Source organism: Cupriavidus sp. KK10, assembly GCF_018223725.1.
GTDB classification, from domain to species: Bacteria; Pseudomonadota; Gammaproteobacteria; order Burkholderiales; family Burkholderiaceae; genus Cupriavidus; species Cupriavidus necator.
Window position 1 is genome coordinate 4,234,057 of record NZ_CP073677.1, and the last position, 25,623, is coordinate 4,259,679.

The window sequence follows — 25,623 nt, forward strand, 5'->3', positions numbered from 1 at the left end:
CAGAATTCAACCGTCCGGTATAGTGACATGACTGAATTCCCTCTAACGTTTATCAGCCAGATCGAATGGGAAAGCTGGTTGGCGCAAAACGGCGGCACTTCGACCGGAGCATGGCTGCGCCTGGCGAAGAAAGGAGCCGAACAGCCAACCGTAACGTACGAACAGGCGTTAGAAGGCGCTCTATGTTATGGCTGGATTGATGGTAAAAAACAGGCCGAGAGCGAGAAATACTGGTTGCAACGCTTCACGCCACGCTCGGCAAAAAGCATCTGGTCAAAGCTAAACAAAGACAGGGCTGAAGCGCTGATCGCCGCAGGGAGGATGCGCCCGCCTGGCATGACGCAGATCGAGAGAGCTAAGAAGGACGGCCGCTGGGAGGCAGCTTACGCGTCAGCAAGTAAGTCGATAGTGCCGGACGACTTACAGGTAGCGTTGGACGCAAATCCGAGAGCCAAGAAGTTCTTTGCAACATTGGATAGCCGCAACCGCTATGCCATCCTGTTTCGCGTACAGAATGCCAAAAAGCCAGAAACCCGGGCGCGCAAAATCGAAGAGTTCGTCAACATGCTGTATCGCGGTGAGGCCTTCTATCCCTAGAGCCTTTCACTTCTGGCGGAATTTTCGCCACATGGGCATGTCACCTCTACTGACCGTTTTGGCCGATGGCCGCCGCGTGCAGCGCGTACGGGTAAGCGACAGAGACTGGCCGAGCCCGGAAGCTTGAAGCCGGGTGCCGGCCATGCTGGCGATCCCACGGCCAGCTTCCGTATTCGACCCGTCACGGTCATTCGCGGACCCATCTGCGAACGACCGAAGTTCGATGCAGATCATCCCAACTGATTACGCTGGACCGGCCTTCTCGCGCATCGGCCTCGCGGGCGCAAGCGGCAAACCATCGATGGTCACCTGCAGGCCGTCCTGCCAGCCGGGAACCGGTGAGCGCAGCGTAAGGACCGAACCCGCGCCGCGGACAATCGCTTCGACGATCGCCAGGCCAAGCCCGCTGCCTTTGGCTGTAGTCGCGCCGCGCTCGAACGGTTTCGTCAGGCGCTCAAGTTCATCGTCCGGCAGCACTGGTCCTTGATTCCTTACACTGAGCGTACCGGTGACCGACAGCACAATCCCCACCGGTCTCCCGGGCGCACCGTGCTTGAGCGCATTTTCAACCAGATTGCGCACGACTATGGCGAATGCGTCCGGGTCGATCCACGACGGCACGGGCTGGTCGGGCAGGTCGAGCTGGATCGGCCTTCGCAGATGCAACGCGCCGAAAATCCTCGACGACAAGCTCCAGTACCGGGCGCAGATCCTGCGGCGCGTCCCCGGGCACGCGTCCATTTTCGGCCTTCGCGAGTTGCATGAGCCTTTCGCTGACCCGCGACAGGGCGTGCAGGGCTCTCTTGACATTCTGCACGCGTTCCCGCATGGCGGCGGAAGGCATTTCGGCCATGAGGCGCTGCGTCTGCGCGAGGGCTGCGGCAATCGGGGTGCGCAACTCGTGTGCGCTATTGGCAGTGAAGCTACGCTCCGCAGCCAGCGCGCGCTCCAGGCGAGCCATCAGGTCATTGACCGCGTCGGCAACCGGAGCGACCTCCGTCGGCAGTTCCTTCTTTTCGAGCGGTGTCAGGTCGTTCTGGCCGCGTGCAGCGATGCTGCCGCAGAAACGCCGGATTGGCCGTAGCCCGGTGCGGACAATCAGCCAGATGCCACACAGGCCCACCGGCAGAAACAGGATGAGGACCCTGGCGACCGCGAGCGCGGCTTCAATCACTGCATGCCGGCGCGTGGCGAGCGGCTCGGCGATGATCAGGGAGATCGTGCCCTGCAAGCCCGGTTCGGCGTAAATCCGGTGCGACGCCGTAGAAGTGAAGCCCGCTTTCAGGTCAGGCGGGAAGATGGCGATATCGGCGTCGTGCGATCGCAGCAGAAGCCTGCCCCTGTCATCGCGAACCGCGTAGGTCAGCAATTCGTCGTGCGGGCGAACGGCTGCGATACGGCGGCTGCCATCGTCATCGCCATCCGCATCGCGCCCGACGATATCCATGATAGCGAGCGGCAACAGGCGCTGCGCCGTTTCTTGCAACGCACTGTCCGACATCCGATCGACTTCGTGGCGCAGCACGTAGAATGAAGCGGCCGCGGCCGCGAGCGACAGCACAGCGAGCCCTCATGGTGTTGCAAGTGGCGATGGCCATCGACAGGAAGCGGTATACGCCCGAAGATCACCGCCAGCCCTTCCACCGGCAGCATCCCGGTGGACGTCACCGTGGCCGCAAACACCACGAACGACCCGGCACCCCGTAAGCATGCGAGATGAACATCACGCCCATCGCCATGAAGATCGAGGTGCCGTCGAGGTTGAACGCATAGCCGGTCGGCAGCACCAGGCCGACGGTCTGCTTGGCGCAGCCCAGGCGCTGGAGCTTGATCAGCAGGCGCGGCAGCGCGCTTTCCGACGACGCTGTGCCCAGCACGATCAGGATCTCGTCCTTGATGTAGCGCAGGAAGCGCCACAGGCTGAAGCCCGCCACCTTCGCGACGATGCCGAGTACCACGGCGATGAACAGCACCACCACCGCATAGAAGCTCACCACGAACTGCGCCAGCGCGACCAGCACGGCGGCGCCGTTGCTGCCCACCGAGTACGCCACCGCGCCGAAGGTGCCGATCGGCGCCAGCTTCATCACCAGGTTGATGAATGAAAAGAGAACTTCCGAGATGGAGGCGAGGCCGTCGTTGATCTTCGCGCGGCGTGCCTCGGGAATGGCGAGGATGCCGATGCCCACCATCACCTCGAGCACCACCACCTGCAGCAGTTCGCCCTTGGCGAAGGCGCCGACGAAGTTGTCGGGCACGATGTGCATCATGAACTCGAGGAAACCCTGCGGTGCGGCGGTCTTGGCCGTGACCGGCGTGGCGGCGTGCCGGCGACGTGCGACATGCCCGTGCCGATCTCCAGCAGGTTGCCGGCGAACATGCCGACCACCAGCGCAATGGTGGAGATCACCTCGAAGTACAGGATTGACCGCCAGCCTACGCGCCCGGCGCTCTTCACGTCGCCCGCCGAGGCGATGCCGTGGACGATGGTAAGGAACACCAGCGGCGCCACGCCGGCCTTGATCAGCGACAGGAACATGTCACCCAGCAGCTTGAGCTGCGAGGCGAACTTCGGAAACGCGAAGCCGACGGCGATGCCGAGGATCAGTGAGACGAGCACCTGCATGCCGAGCTTGCGGTACCAGGGTAGTCGCGGGGCCACAGGCGGTGCGGGCGGAACAGCGGGAGTCTGGATGGTTTCGTTGTGCATGATGTCTTCCTCCACCGTGGGCCTGTGTCAGGCTACCTTGCGGGACAATTCGAGGGCGCGGTCGACCATTTGCGGCGCGAGACCGAGATAGTTCGCCGGGTCGGTCATGCGCTCGATGGCGGCGCGGTCGAAGTGCTTCGTGACTTCCGGCAGCGCGGCGAGCGCGTCGGCCAGCCTGCCGCCGCTCTCGTTGACGGCGCGGCAGGCGTCGTAGACCACATCGTGGGCCTGCTGACGGCCGATGTACGGGGCCATGCCCATCATCACGGCCTCGGCCACGATCAGGCCGCGCGAGATGCCGAGGTTGTGCTGCATGCGGGCTTCGTCGACGATCAGCCCGCCCAGCGCGAACTTCGCCTGGTGCAGCGCGCCCGAGGTGAGGATGAAGCTCTCCGGAATGGCGATCCATTCGGCGTGCCAGGGACCGGTGGCACGCTCGAAGTCCTGCACCATCGCGTCGACCATCAGGCCCGCGTGCTGGCGCACCGCCTTCGAGGCTGCGAGCATCAGTTCGCTCGAGATCGGGTTGCGCTTCTGCGGCATGGTGCTGCTCGCGCCGCGGCCCTTGACGAAGGGCTCGTAGACTTCGGCGAATTCCGTCGAGGCCATGATCATGATGTCGAGCGCGATCTTGCCCAGCGAGCCGGTGACCAGCGCCAGCAGGTTGACCGCCTCGGCGAAGCCATCGCGCGCCACGTGCCAGGTGGTGGCGGGCACCCCCAGGCCCAGCTCGACAGCCAGCGCCTCTTGCACCGCGAAGCCCTTGTTGTCGCCTTGTCCGCCCAGCGACGCCAGCGTGCCGGCCGCGCCGGCGAACTCCACCACCGCCACGCGCGGGCGCAGTTCGGCGATACGCTGCTGATGGCGGTCGAACATGGCCAGCCAGATGGCGGTCTTGTAGCCGAACGTCACCGGCAGCGCCTGCTGCAGGTGGGTGCGGCAGGCCATCGGCGTGTTGCGGTGCCTGGCCGAGAGATCGGCGAGAATGGCGCGCAGCTCGCGGATGTCGGCGTCGATGCTGTCGAGCGCGTCGCGCACCTGGAGTGCCACGGCGGTGTCCATGATGTCCTGCGTGGTGGCGCCCCAGTGCACGTAGCGTCCGGCCTCCCCGCACATTGCCACGAGCTGGTGCACGAGCGGCAGGATCGGGTAGCCGACGATGTCGGTTTCCTCGCGCATGTGGTCGAAGTCGATGCGCTCGATGCGCTCGATGCGCGATTCGCGGGCAATGGCCTCGGCCGCCTCCGCCGGGATCACGCCTGCCCGGGCCTCGGCCTTGGCCAGCGCGACCTCGACGTCGATATAGCGCTGCACCAGCGCACCGTCGGAGAAGATCTGGCGCATCTTCTTCGTGCCAAAGGCATCGCGGATGAGGGCGGAGTCGACAACGGTGCTGGCGGCGGGAATCGCAGGAATGGAGTGTCTCGAGCGTGCGCCTGAACGATGGTCGCGATGGCCGCGCCGATATGCCGATAGCCTGGACAGATGTCTATATCGATCCTGCCTACACGGACATTGGCGACATGGTGCGCGCGTCGCCGGACACACTTGTCAGCACGCTGATCGAGTCGCGCTACGGGCGGCAGATCGCCGAGATCGAGCAGGACGTAAGCGCGTCGACCCTCGCCGACGAAACCGTGGCGAAGGCGCTGAGGCTCGAACCGGGTGCGTCGGTATTGAAAATCGTCCGGCGCTATCTGGACGCCGACGGGCAGACCTTCGAGGTTACGGCGACGGTGCATCCGGCGGACAGCTTTTCAGTGTTGATGCGATTGAAGCGTTCCACTTCGTAGGCGAATGCTGCTTTGGGCGGGGAGCGGCCTTTGCATCTTCGGTTTGGGTGGCGCTTCCCCACTGCAGATTCAACCGGTCGATGCAACAGCTTGATGGAATCGTTCAGCCGGTGTAGCGAAGTTTAGTGTCTTGCGCTAGCGATTCTTCAGTTCAGCCAGGAGCGTCTGCGCGGTGCGCACATCGGTGAGGTCACTTCCTTCCCTAATGCTGTCGCAGGCGGGCTGTAGCACGGCGCATGCATGCTGAATGTCGCCCGCTGCTGCCAACTGACGGGCAAGGCTGATCGCCGCCCGAAGCCCGGGAAGACCCGCGCCCTGTCTTTGTGCAACGGCGATTGCCTCGTGAAGGGTCGCTAGTGCTTCGTTTCGTTGCATGGGGTGCCGAGTCGCAAGCAATTCGCCTTTCAGGCGCAGCATTTCCGATAGCTGGAAGCGTCCGCCGTGACGATTGACAGCGGCGAGCGCCCGATCGATCTCGACGAGCCCTGCCTCTGGTTTGCCCGCGCAGCCAAGCGCCTCGCCAAGCAGCGCATTGAAGTATGGCAGCCCCATTTCCGCACCGGTTGCGCTGATTGCTGAAATTCCCTCCCGCATCCTTTCTATGCCTTCGTCGAGATCGCCCATTTGCGCCAGCGACCAACCCAGCTGAAACTTACCTTGCGACAGCAGCAAGGGCAGCATGTACTCATCGCAAACTGCAATTTCCCGTGCAGCCCACTGCTTCGCCAGTTCAGGCTCGCCCCGCAAGATATGCGCGAAGCTGCATGCCCAATAGGTCAAAGCGGTCGTCAGTGGATGACGGAGTTCTTGCGCGAGCCCCAGCGCCTCGTCGCAGATCGCCAGTGATTTGTCCGGGTATCCACGCAGGCACTGAACCAGCGCGGTGAAGCACCGGCAGCACACACCAGGATCATGTCCAGAGTATTTGAATGTCAGCGGGTGGTCTCGCTCTCGCTCGTAAAGGACCATTCCGCTTCTGCTATGAAACTCTGAAGCAGCATATTCCCCCATGAAAAAGCTGTTCGTCCAGAAAAGATGATGCGTCTCGATTTGCATCCCGGGATCATGCGAGCCCGCGGTCAGAGCTGCGCACCGGTTACCAAGTTCGCGGGCGATTTCTGACTCACCACGGATCATCCGATACTGTCCTTCTCCCCGCAGTACGGTGAACAGTTCGCTCTCGTCTCCAAGCTCCTCGCAGAGCGCCCTTGCTCGCGTATACGCGTCAAGGACTTCTTTTGCCGCCCAACCCTTCGCTGCCATCATGGTCACGCCAAGGACCTTTTGATACTCGAGCTCTTGCCTGAGCAGCGCAGGAGAACGAGGCAACATCCGGATGATCTCGAGCCCTCTGTTCAGGTGATCAACGGCCTGCTGATACGCGAACCGCTGCAGCGCCTTGCCCGCGGATTGGTACAGATAGTGAACAGCCTTGTCCCAAAGTTCGCCAGCAAGCGCGTGATGCGCGAGGAGTTCGACATGCTCGTCAAGACGTTGCGTGTAAAGTTGCTCGATGACGCCCACAAGCTGCACGTGAATAGGGCGTCTTCGCTCCTTGAGTACGCTTGCATATGCGACTCGATGCGTGAGCGCATGCTTGAAGGTATATTGCTGATGCGGCAACAAGCGGGTCTGATAGAGGAATTCAGCCGCTTGCAGATCGGCGAGCAGATCGAGTAGCCGCTCGCGATCGAGATTGGCTATCGGCTCAAGAAGATCGACGGGAAATTCATGGCCGATCACGGCCGCCATCTGCAGAAGGGCCTTCTGCTGCGCGGACAGGCGATCGATCCGCGAAGCGAGAACTGCATGCACGGTTGATGGAATATCGAACGTGTCTATCGTTCGCGCCATCTGGTATGCGCCTTTTTGGCCAACCAGTGCGCCCGAATCTGCGAGCGCACGAACGGATTCTTCCAGGAAAAACGGTGTGCATCCCGTGCGCTCGATCAGGTGACGCCTAAGGGCGGAAAGCTCGCTGCCGTCGCCGAGCAGCGACTGCAGCAGCTGCTTCGCGCCTTCGGTGCCGAGACTGTCCACGTGCAGCTGGGCAAAATAGCTCTTGCCAGACCATGTGTGCCGATACTCGGGTCGATGGGTCACGAGAAGCATCACGCGTGACGCACCGATGAAGTCGACGAGATGATCGAGCACGGCCTGCGTGCCGTCATCGATCCAGTGCAGATCCTCGACAACGAGGATCGATGGGCGGTGCTCACTCGCTCGGATCATGAGAGAGGCAATCGCTTCGAGTGTGCGCTTGCGCCTTTGCGGCGGAGTCGCCATGTCCCACTGCGGATCATCCGGCGGTAGGTCCAGCATTGCAGCCAGCGCAGGACACGTCCAGGCGAGCGCCGGGTCGACCGCGTCGACGCCGCGACGAAGCTTCTCGGCGGCCCCATCCAGTGTGTCATGCGTCCCGATGCCGAACCACGTCCGGAGCAGATTGGCCAGGGGAAGATAGATCGCGCTCGTGTCGCGCGATGTCGCGCCCGTTTCGAATTTTGTCCACCCGGCCGCCTGTTCCGAGTTGACAAACTCATGCACGAGGCGAGACTTTCCCACGCCCGGTTCCCCGACGACGGCGCATACCTGGCCAGCGCTGTGTCCGGCACGCGCAAGCATCCCCTGCAAACTGGCCATCTCTGTGTCGCGACCGACAAAATGCGTGAGGCCGCGTACGGTACGAGCGTTCCAGCGAAGACGCAACTCGGACTTTGTCCCCAGCGTGAAGATCTCGAGGGGGGGCGTCGCACCAGGAAGCGATCTCGCGCGAAGATCCGAAAGTTCGATGAACCCTTCGGCACATCTCGCCGTGTCCGCGCTCACGCCGATCTCTCCGGCCGCGAGCGCGACATCGATCTGATTCGCGATCTGCGGTACGGAGCCGAGCGCGTCATAGTGCTGCGACCCCTCGTCGCCAATCGTCCGGACGACAGCCTCGCCGGAATGTACGCCAATTCGCACATCCAGGGATCGCTCAATGAGTGCCGAAATGCGTGCGCGCATCGCGAGCGCTGCATAACAGGCTTCCACCGCATGCTCTTCGTGTGCGACGGGCGCTCCAAATAGTGCTGTGACACCATCGCTTCTGAGTTGGGTGACGAGGCCGCCGAATCGCTGAACGGAGTCGACCATTGCCTTCAATACAGCGTCGACGCGCTCAAGTGCCGTCTCCTGATCGATGACGCTGATGGGTTCGCGCACGCGGGCGCAGAGCACACTCAGGTGCTTGCGCTCCGCCGGGAATGCCGTTGCGCTATCCGCTGCGTAGCCAGCGCGCGACGCAATCCCGGACTGCTTAGCCGGTTCCCCGACAGCCACGGCCGGACCTGCAGGCTCTCTAGCTCCGCCTGAATCCTGCTGGATTTGAGCAGCCAGACGTTGAGTGCTCTCGGCCGGGGCAATGCCGAGTTCGGTATTGAGCACTCGGACGCATTCCTGGTACTGGCGGACAGCAGCGTTCCGGCGTCCCGTCCTCGCATACAGCCTCATAAGCAGCGCATGGGCCCATTCGAGTGACGGGTCCAAGGCCAATACTCTGCTTGCCGTCGCAATTGCACGATCAAATTCGCCAGATTGTTCGTAATGGCCGACGAGTTCGGTGAACACTTCCACGGCGCGTTCATGAAACCAGCGACGCTCGATGATCATCCACTGCTCGAACGGTTCTTCACGAAGGCTGAAACCATCGAGTAGGGCGCCCCGATAGAGTGCAACAGCTTTCGACAGGGAGTCAGGAGATCGTTCAGTCGCGAGGCTCGTGAATTGCAGCGCGTCGACTTCCACGAACTGTCCGTCAAGCCATATGGCATCCGGCTCCGCGTTCAAGATTGGGGGCGCGTTCGGCAGGACCCGGCGCAAGCTCGACAGAGTCTGCCGCAAACTGGCCCTTGCCTGCTCTTCCGCACTGCGCTCCCAAAGCACGCTTGCCAGTTGCTCTCGCGACCGCAGCATCCCCGGCGACAGGGCAAGGTAGGCCAGGATGGCCTTGCTTTTCCTGGTGGGAAAAGCGAGCGATCCATGCTGTCCGGCAAGCCGGACTTGCAAGCCTCCGAGGACTTCTATCTTGAGCCGGGCCATGTCGTGCGTGAGGTGAAGCGTCGCTCTCAAAAAGTCTAGTCCGCCCGGCGCGACTTTCACGCATCAATGAAGACTGCCCTCCCACCGGTCTTTTGCAGGTCACTTCTTCAGGTTCACCTCGTCCTGAAATGGGTCGGGGTAGGCATAGGCTTGGTTGCCGACTCGAATCCGGCCTCATGTGCAGGCTACCCGGCAAGATGCGGCCGCTTTCATGAGAATTTTTTTTACGGCGTTTTTACGCGACCCCGCCCGCAGTTCACGGATTGATGACGTCAGGCAACGATAGTTGGAATCGTGATGTTGCCGTACTCCAAACGTGGCTTACCCGTTCGAAAGGATGGGAAATCCGGGCGGCACCAACACGTATGCCAGGCGGCAGATCACGTACCCAGTGCCTCAAACCGCCGCCCGGCGTTCGAACCGTGCAAGGTGGAAGGATAGTCGTCGCTCGCGGCGGCCACGGGACGTGTGACGTATTGAAGGAGCGTTTCAATGGAAATCATGACTGATGGGCATAGGGTGACTACTACCAACCGCTACGCCAAGTGCATCGCTGCATCCAAGCGCGTCCGCTGGGACATCGACCGCGACGTAATTCGCGGCCGAAGCTTCGATTTCACGAAGAAGTTTTTGCCAGACGCTCTATCAAAGGTCGATTCTCTCGCCTTTCTCGGTCACGACGAGCAGCGTCTGCTCAGCCAGATTCAGGGCCGTACGTACGCGAACATGTTCGGTCTCGTCGAACGCTTCATCGCGGCGAAGGTACTGGAGATGAGCGGCCCATACCGACTCGGCGATCAGAGCGCGCTTGAAGCACTTGTCCGGTTCAGTGATGAGGAAATCAAGCATCAGGAGCTATTTCGCCGCATCGAGCGCATGTGCGCCGAAGGCATGCCAGCTGGTTATTCGTTCTTGCCGGACGCAAATAGTGTGGCCTCGTTCGTCCTCGCAAAGTCCACCTGGGCAGTGCTCGCTCTAACCTGTCACATCGAACTCTTCGTGCTCGCGCACTATCGAGGCAGCATCGACGGCGACATGAATTCCTCTGAACTATGGAAAGACGTCTTTCTCTATCACTGGCGCGAGGAATCACAGCACGCGATTCTCGATGAAATCGAATGGCAACGCGAAGATGCGAGGCTTTCGCCTGAAGAACGTGACGCAGCTGTCAACGATCTGATCGAATTGGTCGCCGCCGTGGACGGCATTCTGCAAACTCAGGCTAATGCGGACGCAGACTACTTTGCGATGATCTGCCCACGATCGCTGTCGATGGCTGACAAAGATTCCGTGCGCATCGGCCTGCTTGCCGCTTACAGGTGGCAATACATCATTTCCGGAGTGCAGGAGCCCCGCTTCAGTCAGGCTCTCGGTAGCATGATCACCGGGAGCCAGCTATTCAGAATCGAAACTGCGATGGCACCGATCATGAGCTAGCGTGCGCGATATTAGCGGCTGCGAACTACACGTTCGCAGCCGCTAAGCATCGTGAGCTTCGCGACGAAAAGGCGGAGCCAGAATCGCTGGAAACAGCGTTAGCAGCACCGTGCCCCCGGTCAAGGCTTCCTGCTGGAAACGCGCCATGTCGGGAAAAGCTGCCACGCCCACGCTTGCCGGCAATGGCCCGTTCGATTCAGAAAGGCACCTTCGTGGGGTGGTATAGACTCAACTCACGCTTCCGCCGTACCCTGGCGGTCGATTTCGACGCGAGGTGCATCATGATCCGATTCCTGGCTGCCGCAATACTCTGCGGATTAACGCTAAGCATGTTCGGTTGCGCCGGCCCGCAGATGGGTGCCGACAATACGCATCGTTTCAACAGCGATCCCTACAACTACGAGTTCAGTCGAAACCTGTAGCGCGTTTCCGGCGCGGCGTCCCAGCCGCCAGCCGGCCGCGACACTTGCCAGGACGGTTGGCGCCCGCTGGGGGAGGGCGATTTCATGCGAGGCCGGGTTCAGCCCGGCCAGCCTACTGCGTTCCTACCACCTTCCCGCTGCGCCTCTCCATCGGCTTGCCGAATCCGCCAGCGCTCCCCGCGGACTTCCAGGCCTGTCCCCCCCGCACCCTGCGCGTGAACCTGCCCTCCTGACCCGCCCCGGTTCCGCATTCCGGACACCTTTCCAATTGGCGGGACGATTGGGTTAGCGCTTTCCCAGCGCGAACCCATACCCTTGCTGCGCCGGTGCAAGACCGTGCAAGAACCATATCGTCAAACAGGACGGAACAGCGAGGAGAAACGCATGAAAAGAATGGGAGCGCTCTTGGTAGTGGCGGTGGCAGCGGTGCCGGGCATAGCGGCGGCACAATCGGGGGTGACCATTTTTGGCGTAGCCGATCTCTACACCGAGTATGTCAAGTCCGGGGCAAATCATGTCGCGCGGGTCGAGGACGGCGGGCTGTATCAATCGCGCTGGGGCTTGCGGGGCAAGGAGGAACTGGCGCCGGGACTGTCCACGGTATTTACACTGGAGACCGGCCTTGCACTGGACAGCGGCACCGCCCAGCAGGGAGGACGCCTGTTTGGCCGCCAGGCCTGGGTCGGCCTGAGCAGCAAGGACTGGGGTGCGCTGACGCTTGGCCGGCAGAACACGCCGATCTACTACATCGAAGGGCAGGCGTCGGCCTTCGGCTTCTCGCCGTATGGCCCGCTCGGTCGCCTGCAGAACGGCGGCCCCGCAGGCAGCAGCCTGACCGCGCGCGCAGACAATTCCATCAGGTACGAAAGTCCCGAACTTGCCGGGCTGCAGGGCAGCGTAATCTATTCATTCGGCGCCGAGCGGACCAGCGCGCCACGCGACGCCGACCGGCTGGCGGCCGGCGGGCTAACTTATGCTCGCGGTCCGCTGTGGCTGGGCCTTGCCTACGAACGCACCTACAGCATCGGCGCGGTAACGGATGCCGACCGCGACGAGCGCGCGATCGGCGCCACCTACGAATTCCCTTGGGTGAAGTTGTTCGCCAACGTACGCCAGGCCACGCGATGGGTGCCAGGGCAGGCGACTCTTAAGGACCGCGGTTTCCACGTCGGCACGACCATTCCCGTGGGAGGCGCTGGACTGGTACTGCTGGCATACGGCATGCAGCAATCGGTCGGCACGCCGAACCGCGGCCAGCAGGCTTCGATCGGCTACCAGTACTCGATGTCCAAGCGCACAACGCTCTATGCCAACGCCAGCAAGATCTGGAACACGAACAAGGCCAACTACACATTCTCGAACATCCCCAATGAGGTCACGGCAAGCAGCGTGTCCGACCCGCGCGGGGTCATGATGGGCATGCGCCATCTCTTCTGATGTGCGCACGGACGTGCGCACCGGCCGGTCGCCGTTGCCGGCCAGGTGCCGGCGCGCCGCGATCCCGTCAAGCATAGGAGAATCCATGAAGCGCTTTACTCTCGCCGTGGCCTTCGGGCTGCATCTGTTCTGCGCGCCGATCGCATCTGCGGCAGGCGTAACCCAGCTGCAGACCCTGGGCGCGGACGCCGCGGTCCGGCTTACTGATGCCGCCAAACGGTTTGCCGAGGACCGAAAACTTGCCGTCAGCATCGTCGTGGTCGACGTCTCCGGCCACTTTCTCAGCGGCGTGAGAATGGATGGCGCCCCGTTTGCGACCTTTGACGTCGCGCGCGGCAAAGCCATCGCCTCGGCGGCAACGGGAGGCGCCTCCGGCGCCGAGCTCGTGAAGCGCTATCAGGCCAATCCCATCGTCTTCGGCCAGATGAGTTCGCTGGTCTATGGCGGGCCGGTCTTTCCGTCGCAAGGTTCCCTGGGCATCTACGTCGGTGGCCGGCTGGTCGGGGCCGTCGGCGTCAGCGGGGGGCCATCGGACGTGGACGAGGAGATCGGGCGCCGCGGCGTGGCCGCGATCGGTGCGACTGAGGCACCCTGAGTGGTGCATGCGCCTGGGCGCATCGTTCATGCTTGCGTCATGGTCGCGCCTGCCGGCGTATGACACCGGCAGGCGCGCTGTGGGGGCACGCCAGGGCGTCAGGGCTCACTACGGCTCTGGATGTCCGACAGGAAGCGCTCGATCCGCGTGGCGAGGTCCACCGGCGTCTCGTCCATCGGATAGTGTCCTGCGTTGCGGATAACGTCGATGGCCAGATCGAGGAATGCTTTGCCGTACGTCTGCTCCATGATGTCAGCAGTCAGCGACGGGTCGTGCTCACCGACCAGCAGCAGCGTGGGAACGCTGGTGCCGGCAACTTCAGCAGAGAAGTCGGTGTCGGCCCATGCCCGGAAGTAGGCGGCAAACGCGTCGGCATCGGCATGCTGCGTCGAGGCCCGGACCATCTTTTCCACCCAATGCCGGCTCAGGCGTTTGCCCGTCGAATTGTCGAGGACCGCGATTCTTGCCGCGAGCTCGCCGGCGGCACGTTCGAACAGAGCGCGTGCTGGCTTGTCGAACGGCACAGGCGTAGGCGGTACTGGTGTGACGCCGACCATGGCCGTGACGCGTGCAGGGGCCAGCATGGCGACGGCCTGCATGGCCTTGCCTCCCATGGAGTGCCCGATCAGCGAGAAGCGCTGCCATCCCAGTTCGTCACCAAGCGCCAGCACGTCGGCGGCGATCTCCCGCATGTCGAATCTGCCCTGGATCCCTCGCCGGGAACCATAGCCTCGATAGTCGATGAAGGCGTAGGTGAAGCGGTCGCCGTCGAGCACGTCCACAAAGGGCCCCCATCCGCGTGCATGGCCGAACCAGCCGTGCAAGGCGATGACATGGTTCGGGCCGTTGCCGATGGTGACCACGGCGCCGTCTTGGTTGTAATGCATTGCGTTTCCTCCGGTCGTCGATGTGGCGCTCCATATTGCATGAGGAGCTGCGGCGCGAGCGGAGTGCCTGTCAAGTTCTTGGACAATCCGGTAAGCAGGCGCCGTGCGGCGTCTGCGATCGTCGGCCAGCGTACCGCAATACCGCAGAACGGAGGACGTTTTGGTAAACGGCTCCCCAAATGGGGAAGCGCCTTGTGTCCGAATCAGTAGAGTATGAGCCCGGGCTGACCCTGTCGCCCACGCATCGCGATTCACAAGGAGACAAGAGTCAATGCAAAGCCGGAAGCCTCCGTCATTCCTGACCGCCCCTCGGCGCGTGGCCACGCTTGCCGCCATCACTGCGGCCATCACCGCCACACTCGCCGTGGCTGTCGCAGGCCTGCGGCCCGTCGCCGCCAACGCAGCGGCAGCGGACACGAATATACAGGCCAGCTGGAAGCCTTCGAAGCCTATCGTCTTCATCGTGCCGTTTCCGCCGGCAGGCATCAACGACGTGCTGGCCAGGGCCTTGGCGCAGCGCCTGTCGAACGCGCTGGGACAACCAGTCGTGGTGGAGAACCGGCCGGGCGCCAGCGGCAATATTGGCGCGGAGGCGCTCGTGCGCGCGGCGCCGGACGGTCACACGATCGGCATCCTGAACAGCATCCACGCGGTCAACGCTGCCTTCTACCGCAAGCTGCCCTACGATGTGACGCGCGACCTGGTACCTGTGGCGCCGCTGGGCGAGTCACCGCTGGTGCTGGTTACGAACCCGCACACGCCATACAAGTCCGTCCCCGAACTGATCGCCTATGCCAAGGCGAATCCCGGCAAGATCAACTATGGCGGCCCGACCAGCTATCCGCTCGAAATGATCAAGACGATGGCCGGTGTCGACATCACCAATATTCCTTACAAGGGCAGCGGCCCGACGATCAACGACATGATCGCCGGCCACATCGACCTGGCGACGGGACCGCTGCTGGAGTACATGCCTCATGTGAACTCCGGCAAGCTGAAGCTACTGGCCGTCGGCACCGCGAGCCGGCTCAAGGCTCTGCCCAACGTGCCCACTGTGGCCGAGAGTATTCCCGGCTACGACACTACCGTCTGGTATGGCGTGTTTGCCCCCAAGGGCACGCCGGCGCCCGTGGTCGAGCGGCTGCGCGGCGAGATCCACGCCATCATGAGCGATGCCGGGATCCGCGCCAAGCTGACCGGCCTGAGTGTTGACACCGCCTTCAGCCAGACCGGCGTGACCGGCCTGAGCACCCGTCTGACCAGCGAAACGCAGCGCGCGCGCCAGATCGTCGCCAAGACCGGTGGCTACCTGAACTAGGTCGGGCAATGCCTTGTTGTGAGAATTCCGACGTGAAACATCCCATGGAGCGCCGCCGGCTGTCTGCCTGCATGCTCGCGTTGTGCGCGCTGGCCGTGCCTTCGCTGGCGCAACCGGCACCGGAGGCAGGCGAATCACGGCCCGCGCGGCTGATGGTGGAGCAGGTCTGCGCGGCATGCCACGGCAACACTGGCCAGAGCACGCAGAAGGAATATCCCAGCCTGGCGGGCCAGAACGCAGACTACCTGTTCAAGCAACTGCGGCAGTTCAAGGCCGGTGCCGGCGAGCCAGCACTGCGCCAGGACGCCAGGATGGCCGCCGTGGTGCAGAGCATGAGCGAGACGGAGATGCGCGAGGTGGCGCGCTACTTTAGTCGCCAGCCACCCGCGCGCGGACAGGCCGCCTTGCCGCACCTGGTCGAGGCGGGCAAGGCCATCTACTGGAAGGGCAATCCGTCCAATCGGCTGCCGGCCTGTATTTCATGCCATCGGCCGAAAGGGGAAGGCATCGCGCCCGACTTTCCGCGCATTGCCGGCCAGCAGCCGGAATACGTGGTCAGGCAACTCCACGCGTGGAGATCCGGCACGCGTGGCGGTCCCGGCAAGTTGATGAGCCTTCTGGTGCCGTTGATGACAGACGAGGAGATCGTCGCAGTTGCGCAGTATGTGGCGCAACTGCACTGAACTGATGTGCTGCATTTCGCCCTCCAGCGGGGTGGTGCCGCGGACGGCCCAATCGAAAGGAACCAAAACGATGATGATCGACAGGAGACATTGGCTGAAGGCTGCCGGCGCCCTCGGCCTGGGAGCCGCGTCGCTGAAGGCGGCGGCGCAGGTGACGGCGGGGCGGAACACGCCGCTTGCTGCATCGGACGCCGCTTCGCTCCCCATAGTCAAACCGGGCAAGATCCACCGGATCGAGTCCGCCACCGAGACCGTGCGCGTCGGCATTCTCGACCCCAAGGCGGCGCCGGTCGCCAGCATCGAGTCGGGCGACCTAGTGATGTATCCCAATACCTGGGTCAACTGGGCCAACGGCGCCTCGTACGGCATGAGCTACGAGGATCGCGAACCCGTGCGCAAGCGATTTCCGCAAGGGCCGTACTCGAACGTCGGGCCAGTGGAACTGCGCGGGTCGATGCCCGGCGACGTGGTGGAGTGCCGCATGGTCAAGCTGCGCCCGATCGGCTGGGGATGGAACTCGGCACCAAAAGGGGTCGGTGCACTGCCGAACGACTTTGCGAAGCCGTACCTGCGCTATTTCAAGTTTGACGAGAGCCGGCAGTACACCGAGTTCGCGCCGGGTATCCGCATCAAGCTGGCGCCATTCCAGGGCGTGATGGCGGTGCAGCCCGCCGGCGACGAACCGGTCAGTGGCATCCTCAGCGGTCCGTATGGCGGCAATCTCGTGTTGCGCGAGCTGGTTGAGGGTACGTCACTGTTCCTACCGGTGCAGCGGCCGGGCGCGATGATCTGGACCGGCGACTCGCATGCCGCCCAAGGCGACGGCGTGGTCAATCAGACCGCCATCGAAACCGCGATGGAGGACATGCAGATCCAGTATTTCCTGCACAAGCAGCGGCCCTTGGCCCTGCCGATGGCGGAGACGCCCAGCCACTGGATCATTCTCGGCTTCGGCAAGAATCTCGACGAGGCGCTGGTCGCCTGCCTGCGGCAGATGCTCAACTGGGTGAGCGCGGCGACCGGCATGGATCCGCATGACGTGTACTCGCTCGCTAGTATCACCTCGGACTTCCGCATCACGCAGTACTCCAACCAGACGGCTAGCAACTACACGTCGATTCCGGCCAAGACCGTGCACGGCATGCTGCCCAAGGCGGTATTCGACGCGGTCATCCAGGACAAGCTGTCGCGCTCGCTGCGCGGCTGACCGGCAGCGGATGCCGGGCGGCGTGGGGCGCCTCAGTCGCCGTGCGCGCCGCCCGGCATGCCGGTGCGGCGGAACTCCGACGGGCTAAGCCCCAGGTGCTGGACGAAAAAGCGCGTGAAGTGTCCTTGCGCGCTGAATCCGAGTTGGTGTGCCACGTCCCCGATGCTGGCATGCCGTTCCGCCAGCAGGCGTGTGGCGATGCCGATTCGGATCCAGTCGAGGTATTGCTGCGGCGAGATGCCCATGCAGGCCTTGAACTGGTGGAAGAGCCGGCTGCGGGACATGCCCACCGCGCTGGCGACCGTTTTAACGTTGGGGTTTTCCCCGGCGTGGCTGCGTATGTACTCGGTCGCGCGCTTGATCCGGTAGTCCAGCGGCCTGGTGTTTGCCAGCACTTCGGTCATCGACCGCCGCTGAAGATGGCAGGCCGACACCCTGCGCGCCAGATTCGCGACGGCGGCCTCGCAATCTGCCGAGCCAATTGCCGAATCGTCGGCCAGATCCCGAGCCAGGCAGGTACCCAGCGCCGTCAGCGATGTGACGGTATCCGCATCCATGCGCACCAGCGCTTTACTGAAGTGCAGGCCGCCGGCAGGATTGTCGACGCCGAGCGTGCGCCCGAGCCATTCCGGCTCCAGCAGCAAGGCGAGCAGCAGCGAAGGCGAGCCCTCCTTAGCGCTCTTCGCATGCGTCGACCAGGGATTGATCAGCAGCGCGCAGCCGTCGGTCAGTGTCGCCGGTTGGCCGTCGATCTTGAATGTCGCATCTGTGCCGCCGATCTTGAAGATCAGATGGAACTCCGCATGCGCATGCGCGACGAGCGGCCCCGATATCCGATGGAGGGTGGCACGGCCGAAGCTGCCGTGGACGATGCGTATCTGGCGGTCCTTTGCCATGCAAGTTGTCTCCTCAAGCAAGCCAAGGGGGAATCGTGCCGATGCGCTGCAGGTGGCGGAGCGCGATTTCACTCTCAGTCAACCGGCGCCCGACCAATCGATGCCGAAGAAGTCGTACAGGAGACAGAGGACCCGTCAGTTCCACACGCTTCGGCGAATCACTCGATAACCCCCAAAAAAGTGCAAACGTTTGCATTCGGTCAGGATTATGTCATGTGTGTGGCAGCCGTCAAGGGAAAGACAGTGCAGTCCCGTCGATTCGGCCGAACGTGAAACAAGGTCCACACGGGAAGGGGAACGGGCAGGGCGTTGCTAACGATTCCTCGGCGCGCCTGCAGGTGACTTTCCGGCCACGCTACGCCCAGGGGGCGCGGATGCCAGCCTGGCTGGCAAGTGCCTCCAGCGCGTCAGCAGTCACAGGCGCCAAGGCAATCCCGTTCGCGCCGCGCTCCCGGGCTTCGGCGTAGCCGCGTTCTCCCGGCAGCCGCGGAGGACCTTCGACAGAGGCCGGCAGGTTGTGGATGGCCCCAGCGAGCTCGGCCAACTGCGCTTGAAACAGGGAAGGGTCCACCACCTGGGCGATATCGATCACGAGCAACCACGCGTTCTGCGTGTGGCGATGACCGGCAGCGGGGGCCAGCAGCGTGGGTGCCAGGATCGGATGGTTGGTCAGCAGGCTGCAGGCGATCTCGGCCATCAGCGCGAGGCCCGACCCTTTCGGGCCGCCCAGTGGCAGCGGCGTTGTCGCCTGGCGCGCGTCCGTGGTGGGATTACCCATGGCATCGATGGCCCAGCCCGGCTCGAGCGGCCGGCCGGTGGCCCGAGCCTGCATCAGCTTGCCGAAGGCAACGGCTCCCGAAGCCATGTCGAACACGATCGGCTCGCCTAGCCCCGGGCAGGCCATGGACAGCGGAGCAGTTGAGACGCCCGCCACCGAGGCGCCATGGTAGGCCATCAGCGGTGACGAAGCGGCCATTGCCATGGCAAACATTCCTGCACTGGCCACATGCGCGGTGTGAAAGCCGAGCGCGCCGGTATGCGTTGTCTCCCGCAAGAGCACCAGGCTCGCCCCGGCCTGGCGCGCCCCGGCGATAGCTTGCCCGGCGGCAATGCGCATGCCCAGCGCACCGGCGCAGCGATCGCCCTCGACCACGGTCAGGGCTGGCAGGCTTAGCCCCGGGCGCGGTTGTGCCTGGCCATTCATGTCGCCCGAGGCCAGCCACGCAGTGTACTGCGGGATGCGCGAAACCCCATGTCCGGGCGAACCGCGCAGGTCAGCCCATACCAGGCTCTCCGCCACCAGTGAGGCGCCAGGTTCGTGCAGCCCGGCCGATGCAAGTAGTGCCTGTGCGAAGGCTTGCAGCCCGGCTGCGCTGATCATGGTCGAGGGGCGCGCAGTCATGCGGCCCCCAAAGACGCCTGGCGGGCCGGGAAGAACTTGTGCAGCCAGTCCGTGACCAGGTTCAGGACGGCCCGGTTGTCATCGGAGAAGATGAAATGATCGATCTCCGAGAACAGATGCAGTTCGGCCGGCATCCTGGCGTTGCGGAACAGCCCGATCGACTGGTCTGTAGGGGTGACCGAGTCGTCCGCCGGATGCAGCAGCAGGAGCGGACGCGGGGCAATGTTGCCGACCACTGCGTTCGGCCGAAAGCGCAGCATGCTTTCGACCACCTCGAACGGGAACTCCATGAAGCTTCCCGCAGGCAGACTGCTGCGCATCTCGGGGGGAATGGGCACGATGTCAAAGCGCGAGACCTGCATCGACTGGCCCGTGGCCAACCGGGCACGGCCTTCTTCCACCATTGCCTCGAAGCGCTGCCAGGCGGCCGAACCGGCATGCTGCTGACGCAGCTTTACTTCCCCATCGCCCCATCCGGCCGATGAGATGCAGGCCACGATGCGAGGGTCAACGCCAGCCGCATAGACCGCCACGGCCGCACCGAAGCTGTGACCCATCACAGCAATCTTCGCGGGCTCCACTTCGGGCAGGCTCTGCAAGTAGCTGACCGCGTTGCGGGTGTCGCTCACCTGGTCCTCGCATAGTACCTTGCCGCGCGCACCTTCGCTGTTACCGCAGCCCCGCATGTCGAAGCGCAGGACCACATAGCCCAGCGACGAAAACAGGCGCGTTGCCAACTGCACCATGCCGTCGTCCTTGTTGCTGCCGAACCCATGGAGCACGGCGATAGCGGGACGTCGCTCGCCTGCGGCAAGATCGGGGGGTAAATGCAGGGCTCCGGCCAGGCGAAGCCCGTCGGAGTCAAATTTCACAACCGTGTGCACGCTCATTTCTCCAAGTTTCGTGGCACACGATGTTGTACGAAATCCGCCTTCCGATGGCTGCCCAAGCATCCACTGACTTACCCGATCGTCCGCTTACTTGAGAGGGAGAAAAAGATGGAATGAACGCGCCCCCGCCCCCACGAAGCGGGAGCGGTTCCATTCAGATCTGGGAAGCGAGGCAGATAGGCGTGCCCCCTCATCATGAAACGGCATCGCTGTGCCAGAGTGGGGAGTGCCTTTCCTTACAACCAGCAGGCCACCGCCAGCGGGAAGTATTAAACCGGCACGGTATCTGCCAGCGTCACCTTGGCTATTCCAGGAAGACGTAGTCCGCCCGATACGGCATGCGATTCTCCAGTCCCTCCTGTGTGCAGGCCTGAGGGAGGGCTTGTCCGCCTAGCGTATTCAGCCGTTGCACGTAACGCGTCCTCGCAAGCAGGCCAGTTCCGCCGGTGCTCGTTGCCTGCAATAGCAAGAGTGGAATACTGTCCGGCTCCTGAGCATTGGGCGTCTGTCGTAATACCTTGCCGGTCACCTTGCTGCCGTCAGGCGCTTCCCAGGTTGGCCCAGCGTAGTGTTTGACGACGAGTTGTCCGGTGTCATCCTTCAGGGTTGCTTCCGGGGCCAAAAAGCTCCATAACAACCGGCCGTCGTTCGCACGCTTGCACTGATAAATCTGTACACCGGATGCGTGCAGCACCGCGATCGTTCCACGCGCGTCGGTGGGTTGGAGTTCGGGCGGAGCCGATATCCTCGGTGTGGTACACGAAACGAGCACGCCTGCCATGCAGAGTACAGTAAGATTCGCTTTGCGAAAATGCCGAGAACCTTGCGACATTTGGCCTCCTTACCTTAGCCCATGGGAGGATAGTACTTCCCGAGCCACGTTGCCAGTTGCGTCCGCGCGGGTCCGGACGGTGCCGGCCCGCGGGTGGAGACCATCGGCGAACGAGTCCCGGCGCCCACATGCAAGCATCCGGCGGCTTGCTCTTCGGTAGCGGCGGTGGTGAGAGCGCCGGCACGGGCGCTTCTGGCCCAAGAAGGGGCCTTGGCCTGGGCTATAGGGGCGTCTCTTCCCGACCGAGGCCGGTGGAAACGTCTCTCGAATCGCACCAATGCGCGTCCCCTCCGGGGCGTAGCCTGTCTTAGCGAATTTTCGGCTAATCCGGTCGTGGGCGGCGTCGGAACGGGTGCGAACAGCGCTAATGGGCCCCTGAGCGTGGTCGTCAGCCCCATTTTTTGGGCGCAATTGGGTGCTTACGCACCCACCAGGCGCATGGCCTTCATTGTTTTCGAGAACCCGAGAATTCGAAGGACGCGCTTCAGGTTGTACGCCAGAACATGCAGGCTCATTTCAGTTCCTACATTCGGTAGCGTGCGCGTCAAGAAGTGCGTGTAGCCCATCCAATGCTTGAAGGTTCCGAAGACATGCTCGACGGTTCGCCTGCGAACCTTCATTGCATCCGGCGTCTTGTCGAGCCGGCGGCTGGACGGCCTCCAGCACTGCCTCATGCTCCCATCTGGAGATGCGCCGGTACGGACTCGGCGTGCATTGAGACCGCATGGTGCACTGAGGACAAGCACTACTCCAATAGCGGCGTAACTGCAGTCCATGCTCTTCTCTGGTGAAGCGGTATATCGCACGTTCGCCGGCGGGACATTGATATTCGTCGTCTCGGGCAATGTAGATGAAGTCCGCCCTATCAAATCGACCTCCCGCCTTCGCGCTGGACGTCGTTGGCTTGGGCAAGATGGCAGCAATGCCCGTATCCGCGCACGCCCTGATCTCCTGCGCACTGAAGTAGCCACGATCAGCTATGGCTTTAAGCCTGGTCTTACCCATCGCATCGCGAGCGGCTCGAGCCATCGAGCTGAGTTGCGCCCGATCATTGCCAATATTGGTGACCTCATGAGCGACGATCAGATGGTGCTTTGCATCTACGGCCATCTGTACGTTGTAGCCGACCATTCCAGAGCCCTTGCCACTTGTCGCCATCGAGCGCGCATCCTGGATCGGTCATCGAGATCTGACCATCTGGCAGCGTCTTGAGCTCTTGCTTTATCTGGTCAAGGCTATGCACCTGCTGACGCAGTTGCGCAATCTTCTCGCGCAGTCGAGTTGTCTTGAGTTCTATCTCCGCCGGCTGCGTGCGATCCGCAGTCTCCAGCGCGCTCAGATACCGCTGGATGCTTTCCTCGATTTGCTGCTGGCGCTTGTCGACCTTGCCAGCAGTGAAATTGCGGTCCCGAGTATTGACTGCCTTGAACTTGCTACCGTCGATGGCGACCAAGGCCTGCGAGAACAGCTTTAAATCGCCGCACAGAACTACGAAACGACGGCAGACATTGCGAATGCCCGTGCTGTTATCCCTGCGGAAGTCTGCAATCGTCTTGAAGTCCGGCGCCAGTCGGCCGGTCAGCCACATCAGCTCTATATTGCGTTGGCATTCGCGTTCTAGACGGCGGCTGGACTGGACCCGGTTGAGGTAGCCATAAATGTATATCTTCAACAGGACGGCAGGATGATATGAGGGGCGACCTGTAATCGAAGGATTGGCACCTTCGAACCCGAGCGACTCGAGATCCAACTCTTCAACAAACGCGTCGATGATCCTAGCGGGGTTATCCTCGGCGATGAAATCATCGAGGCATTCTGGAAGCAGCGTAGCTTGCTTGCGGCCTTCTCCCTCTATGAATCGCTTCATCCGGTCCCCCAATCTGAATGCGTTGATCCAGTCTAGTGTCCCGAGTCAGAAATTCGTAGACAAAATCGCTTGATGCTGGCGAGGATGTCATCGGCGGACTTTGTCCACACGAAAGGCGTGGGGTTGGCGTTGTTCAGGTCAAGGTATTGGCGGATAGCTTGCTCAAGTTGTCGGGTTGAGCGATGCGTGCCGCGGCGGATGTATTGTTCGGTGATGGTTGCAAACCAGCGCTCCACCTGATTGATCCACGAGGCGGAGGTCGGTGTGAAATGAACATGGAAGCGTGGATGGCGAGCGAACCAAGCCTTGATCGACGCCGTCTTGTGCGTGCCGTAGTTGTCCATGACGAGATGCACATCGAGCTTGGGTGGCACGTTGGCTTCGATCGTGCGTAGAAACTGCAGGAACTCACTGCTGCGATGTCTGCGATGCAATTCACCGATAACTTTTCCTGTGGCGATGTCCAGCGCGGCGAACAACGTTGTCGTGCCATGGCGCATGTAGTCATGCGTGCGTCGCTCGGGGATGCCTGGCGCCATCGGCAAAATCGGCTGCGTGCGGTCCAGCGCCTGAATCTGGCTCTTCTCGTCAACGCACAACACCATGGCCTTGAGCGGTGGGTCGAGGTACAACCCCACGATATCTCGCACCTTCTCCACGAACAATGGGTCGCTGGACAGCTTGAAGGTCTCCTGTCGATGCGGCTGCAGCCCAAAGGCGCGCCAGATACGCGTCACGGTCGACTGCGACAGATCTGCCGCGCGAGCCATGCTGCGCGTGCTCCAGTGAGTAGCCCCGGCTGGCACGGATTCGAGCGTCTTGGCAATAATCGCATCGACCTGTGCGTCAGCGATGGTCCTCGGCGCCCCTGGGCGCGGAGCATCCAGCAGCCCATCCAGGCGATCCGCGACGAATCGCGAGCGCCACTTGGAAACCGTATGCACGTCGACACGCTGCTTTGCGGCAACGGTCTTGTTGTCCAGGCCTTCAGCACTGGCCAGCACAATGCGCGCGCGCAAGGCCAACGCCTGTGCCGTCTTGCGCCGCATCGTCAGCGCCTTGAGCTGCTCGCGTTCAGCCTCACTCAAGATCAGTTCCGCCTTTGGCCTTCCCCTCATCGCTTACCTCGCCCTGTGCGTGCCTTCAATGCAGAGTACAACGCGAGCCAAATAATGCAATGAATTTCAGACTCATGACACTAGGTGATCGAGACGTTTTCACACACCCTCGACCCAATGTTGCCACTGGGCCGTGCGCATCGCCAACGGCAGCTTCCCAGATACAACAGTCATCCGCTCGGCCACTTCGGTAATCGAGGATCTGGAGGCAATAGACTCAGAATTGCCGGGAAGCGACGGTTGCCTCGGAGATCCATAGAGCACTCATCGGCCTTCACGAACGGAACGGACTGGAAGGCGCAATCGACCTGAGCGATCGCGAAACGCCCCGCATAATGACGCGGGGTGCCCCTTGTCTGTCGATAATCAGAGAAAGGTCGCTTTCGAATGGAAGCTTGAAATTGTGAGAGCTCTAAAGAGTGGGCGGACAATTCCACTATTTACAAGGAAGCTACTGCGCAGTAGGGTTCCTTGGGCGTAAGAGCGATGGCGAGCCCGGCGCCAAGACGATCTGGATCGGCATGCAGCGAACCATGGACGCCGCGCTCACCATTCAAGCGCTACGGGAAGAGCGTGATTTCTGCATAAGGAAATACCTTAAAGGCCCTCAAGCGTCTGGGCCGTGAGTAGCCATGCGACCAAGCGGTACTGTTCGACGAGGAAACCCTCGTTCGTGAACCATTCCGCGTAGGGCATCAGACGAACACCCTTCGTTCCAGGATCCTTAATCTGACTTGCCCCGGCTAGAAACAGTTGCTTGCCATCCGATACCCGCACCATCTCGGTACCGACGCTCATTGCTATCCCTCTGACATCGTTGGCGCCGACAGGGACGCTCAACGCATGACGCACTGTGATCTTCAGCTTGGCCGTGGCATGCGAGGCATCATCCGTTAGGCGATATCCCCTGATAGCCAGGTCTTGCTTTGCCTGACGTTCAATCAACTGAGAAAGGTTGGCTTGCGTGTCCAGTACGTGCTGGATACGGGAGATGGCCTCCGACGCCGTTGCGGGCACCTTTCCAGAAACTGTATCCACCTCGCGTGCATTTGGGCCGAAGACCGTAGCCTTGGATAGCTGAACAGGTTCCACGTAGACGGAGCCGATCGAGGCCTTCGTCTGTGGATCAATGGAGGACGCGGCGCAAGCGGCAAGAGCGGCTGCGGCAAGGGCAACAAAACTGCGGCGAAGCAATTTGACCTCCAAAGTTTAGAGTCGGCTAGGAATGCTGCACGCTACATTAGCATGAATCTGTGCGCGTCATTAGGCCATCAAAGTGATCAAGTGTGGGGACCTGCGGCTGCTGCGACGAGGAATACTTCTACCTGAAGGTCAAGGTTACCTTCCCTGGAGTTCCTCGTCGAACCGAAAGAAAGACCACGTCGCGGGCCTGTCAGTTTTTTTGTGTGCAGGGCAGTTAAAGGCTCATCGTCATTTCGACCGGTGAGC

At 62.3% G+C, this 25,623-nt stretch carries 17 protein-coding genes and 4 pseudogenes; 9 read left to right on the forward strand and 12 right to left on the reverse strand.

Annotation, left to right across the window (positions count from 1 at the left end; genetic code table 11):
* Positions 1-27: 27 nt before the first annotated feature.
* Positions 28-597 carry a YdeI family protein gene (locus KB879_RS19770; protein WP_211979640.1) on the forward strand — a complete coding sequence of 190 codons (570 nt, stop codon included), beginning with the start codon at positions 28-30 and terminating at the stop codon, positions 595-597.
* Positions 598-840: 243 nt separating this feature from the next.
* Here the strand turns inward: KB879_RS19770 and KB879_RS19775 are convergent.
* The 3 genes and pseudogenes from KB879_RS19775 to KB879_RS19785 form a co-directional block, all read right to left on the reverse strand.
* Positions 841-2,158: pseudogene (locus KB879_RS19775) on the reverse strand (sensor histidine kinase).
* A pseudogene (locus tag KB879_RS19780) lies at positions 2,115-3,307 on the reverse strand (cation:dicarboxylate symporter family transporter); the annotation flags it as partial. The pseudogenes KB879_RS19775 and KB879_RS19780, both read right to left, overlap by 44 nt.
* 27 nt (positions 3,308-3,334) lie before the next feature.
* Entirely contained in the window at positions 3,335-4,651 is a 1,317-nt protein-coding gene (locus tag KB879_RS19785) for an adenylosuccinate lyase family protein (RefSeq protein WP_249221164.1), read from the reverse strand.
* A gap of 86 nt (positions 4,652-4,737) precedes the next feature.
* On the opposite strand from KB879_RS19785, the gene KB879_RS19790 reads away from it, so the two are divergent.
* Entirely contained in the window at positions 4,738-5,100 is a 363-nt protein-coding gene (locus tag KB879_RS19790; protein ID WP_249221165.1) for a UTRA domain-containing protein, read from the forward strand.
* 135 nt (positions 5,101-5,235) lie between these two features.
* On the opposite strand, the gene KB879_RS19795 is transcribed toward KB879_RS19790, so the two are convergent.
* Positions 5,236-9,243: a BTAD domain-containing putative transcriptional regulator gene (locus KB879_RS19795; RefSeq protein WP_249221166.1), complete on the reverse strand. Its 4,008-nt coding sequence runs from the start codon at positions 9,241-9,243 to the stop codon at positions 5,236-5,238.
* Between the two features lie 432 nt (positions 9,244-9,675).
* On the opposite strand from KB879_RS19795, the gene KB879_RS19800 reads away from it, so the two are divergent.
* From KB879_RS19800 to KB879_RS19810, 3 genes are all read left to right on the forward strand, one after another.
* Positions 9,676-10,620, forward strand: a complete 945-nt coding sequence (locus KB879_RS19800) for a hypothetical protein (protein WP_211979642.1) — start codon at positions 9,676-9,678, stop codon at positions 10,618-10,620.
* Between the two features lie 806 nt (positions 10,621-11,426).
* The gene (locus tag KB879_RS19805) at positions 11,427-12,479 is read left to right on the forward strand and encodes a porin (RefSeq protein WP_042883042.1); all 1,053 of its coding nucleotides are present in this window, start codon (positions 11,427-11,429) and stop codon (positions 12,477-12,479) included.
* An 85-nt stretch (positions 12,480-12,564) separates the two neighbouring features.
* Entirely contained in the window at positions 12,565-13,074 is a 510-nt protein-coding gene (locus KB879_RS19810) for a heme-binding protein (protein WP_211979643.1), read from the forward strand.
* Positions 13,075-13,172: 98 nt separating this feature from the next.
* Here the strand turns inward: KB879_RS19810 and KB879_RS19815 are convergent, their stop codons facing one another.
* Positions 13,173-13,961 carry an alpha/beta fold hydrolase gene (locus KB879_RS19815; protein WP_211979644.1) on the reverse strand — a complete coding sequence of 263 codons (789 nt, stop codon included), beginning with the start codon at positions 13,959-13,961 and terminating at the stop codon, positions 13,173-13,175.
* A gap of 271 nt (positions 13,962-14,232) precedes the next feature.
* Here KB879_RS19815 and KB879_RS19820 point away from each other — a divergent pair, with 271 nt between their 5' ends.
* The 3 genes from KB879_RS19820 (at position 14,233) to KB879_RS19830 (ending at position 17,169) form a co-directional block, all read left to right on the forward strand.
* Positions 14,233-15,279 (forward strand): tripartite tricarboxylate transporter substrate binding protein, encoded by a 1,047-nt coding sequence (locus KB879_RS19820; RefSeq protein WP_211979645.1) that lies wholly within the window; start codon positions 14,233-14,235, stop codon positions 15,277-15,279.
* A 32-nt stretch (positions 15,280-15,311) separates the two neighbouring features.
* Positions 15,312-15,962, forward strand: coding sequence for a cytochrome c (locus KB879_RS19825; protein ID WP_249221167.1), 651 nt, complete (start codon positions 15,312-15,314; stop codon positions 15,960-15,962).
* A 70-nt stretch (positions 15,963-16,032) separates the two neighbouring features.
* The gene (locus KB879_RS19830) at positions 16,033-17,169 is read left to right on the forward strand and encodes an acetamidase/formamidase family protein (RefSeq protein WP_013952120.1); all 1,137 of its coding nucleotides are present in this window, start codon (positions 16,033-16,035) and stop codon (positions 17,167-17,169) included.
* Between the two features lie 32 nt (positions 17,170-17,201).
* On the opposite strand, the gene KB879_RS19835 is transcribed toward KB879_RS19830, so the two are convergent.
* The 6 genes and pseudogenes from KB879_RS19835 to KB879_RS19860 form a co-directional block, all read right to left on the reverse strand.
* Entirely contained in the window at positions 17,202-18,065 is an 864-nt protein-coding gene (locus KB879_RS19835; protein WP_211979647.1) for an AraC family transcriptional regulator, read from the reverse strand.
* A gap of 355 nt (positions 18,066-18,420) precedes the next feature.
* Positions 18,421-19,467 (reverse strand): Ldh family oxidoreductase, encoded by a 1,047-nt coding sequence (locus KB879_RS19840; RefSeq protein WP_013952122.1) that lies wholly within the window; start codon positions 19,465-19,467, stop codon positions 18,421-18,423.
* Positions 19,464-20,357 (reverse strand): alpha/beta hydrolase, encoded by an 894-nt coding sequence (locus KB879_RS19845; protein WP_041228544.1) that lies wholly within the window; start codon positions 20,355-20,357, stop codon positions 19,464-19,466. The genes KB879_RS19840 and KB879_RS19845 overlap by 4 nt, the downstream gene beginning before the upstream one ends.
* Before the next feature lie 304 nt (positions 20,358-20,661).
* A complete protein-coding gene (locus tag KB879_RS19850; RefSeq protein WP_041228545.1) occupies positions 20,662-21,189 on the reverse strand; it encodes a DUF3455 domain-containing protein in 528 nt (175 codons plus the stop codon).
* Positions 21,190-21,608: 419 nt separating this feature from the next.
* Positions 21,609-23,056: pseudogene (locus KB879_RS19855) on the reverse strand (IS1182 family transposase).
* 32 nt (positions 23,057-23,088) lie between these two features.
* A complete protein-coding gene (locus tag KB879_RS19860; RefSeq protein ID WP_013958932.1) occupies positions 23,089-24,174 on the reverse strand; it encodes an IS630 family transposase in 1,086 nt (361 codons plus the stop codon).
* Positions 24,175-24,638: 464 nt separating this feature from the next.
* On the opposite strand from KB879_RS19860, the pseudogene KB879_RS39445 reads away from it, so the two are divergent.
* Positions 24,639-24,800, forward strand: a pseudogene (locus KB879_RS39445) (IS4 family transposase); the annotation flags it as partial.
* Here KB879_RS39445 and KB879_RS19865 read toward each other — a convergent pair.
* Positions 24,772-25,380, reverse strand: coding sequence for a hypothetical protein (locus KB879_RS19865; RefSeq protein ID WP_041228546.1), 609 nt, complete (start codon positions 25,378-25,380; stop codon positions 24,772-24,774). The pseudogene KB879_RS39445 and the gene KB879_RS19865 overlap by 29 nt on opposite strands.
* Between the last annotated feature and the right edge of the window lie 243 nt (positions 25,381-25,623).

Coding starts and splice junctions, on each gene's coding strand:
- KB879_RS19820 (WP_211979645.1), top strand. CDS start 14,233: ATGCAAAGCCGGAAGCCTCCGTCATTCCTGACCGCCCCTCGGCGCGTG.
- KB879_RS19785 (WP_249221164.1), bottom strand. CDS start 4,651: ATGCGCCAGATCTTCTCCGACGGTGCGCTGGTGCAGCGCTATATCGAC.
- KB879_RS19845 (WP_041228544.1), bottom strand. CDS start 20,357: ATGAGCGTGCACACGGTTGTGAAATTTGACTCCGACGGGCTTCGCCTG.
- KB879_RS19835 (WP_211979647.1), bottom strand. CDS start 18,065: ATGGCAAAGGACCGCCAGATACGCATCGTCCACGGCAGCTTCGGCCGT.
- KB879_RS19850 (WP_041228545.1), bottom strand. CDS start 21,189: ATGTCGCAAGGTTCTCGGCATTTTCGCAAAGCGAATCTTACTGTACTC.
- KB879_RS19830 (WP_013952120.1), top strand. CDS start 16,033: ATGATGATCGACAGGAGACATTGGCTGAAGGCTGCCGGCGCCCTCGGC.
- KB879_RS19770 (WP_211979640.1), top strand. CDS start 28: ATGACTGAATTCCCTCTAACGTTTATCAGCCAGATCGAATGGGAAAGC.
- KB879_RS19840 (WP_013952122.1), bottom strand. CDS start 19,467: ATGACTGCGCGCCCCTCGACCATGATCAGCGCAGCCGGGCTGCAAGCC.
- KB879_RS19800 (WP_211979642.1), top strand. CDS start 9,676: ATGGAAATCATGACTGATGGGCATAGGGTGACTACTACCAACCGCTAC.
- KB879_RS19815 (WP_211979644.1), bottom strand. CDS start 13,961: ATGCATTACAACCAAGACGGCGCCGTGGTCACCATCGGCAACGGCCCG.
- KB879_RS19860 (WP_013958932.1), bottom strand. CDS start 24,174: ATGAGGGGAAGGCCAAAGGCGGAACTGATCTTGAGTGAGGCTGAACGC.
- KB879_RS19805 (WP_042883042.1), top strand. CDS start 11,427: ATGAAAAGAATGGGAGCGCTCTTGGTAGTGGCGGTGGCAGCGGTGCCG.
- KB879_RS19810 (WP_211979643.1), top strand. CDS start 12,565: ATGAAGCGCTTTACTCTCGCCGTGGCCTTCGGGCTGCATCTGTTCTGC.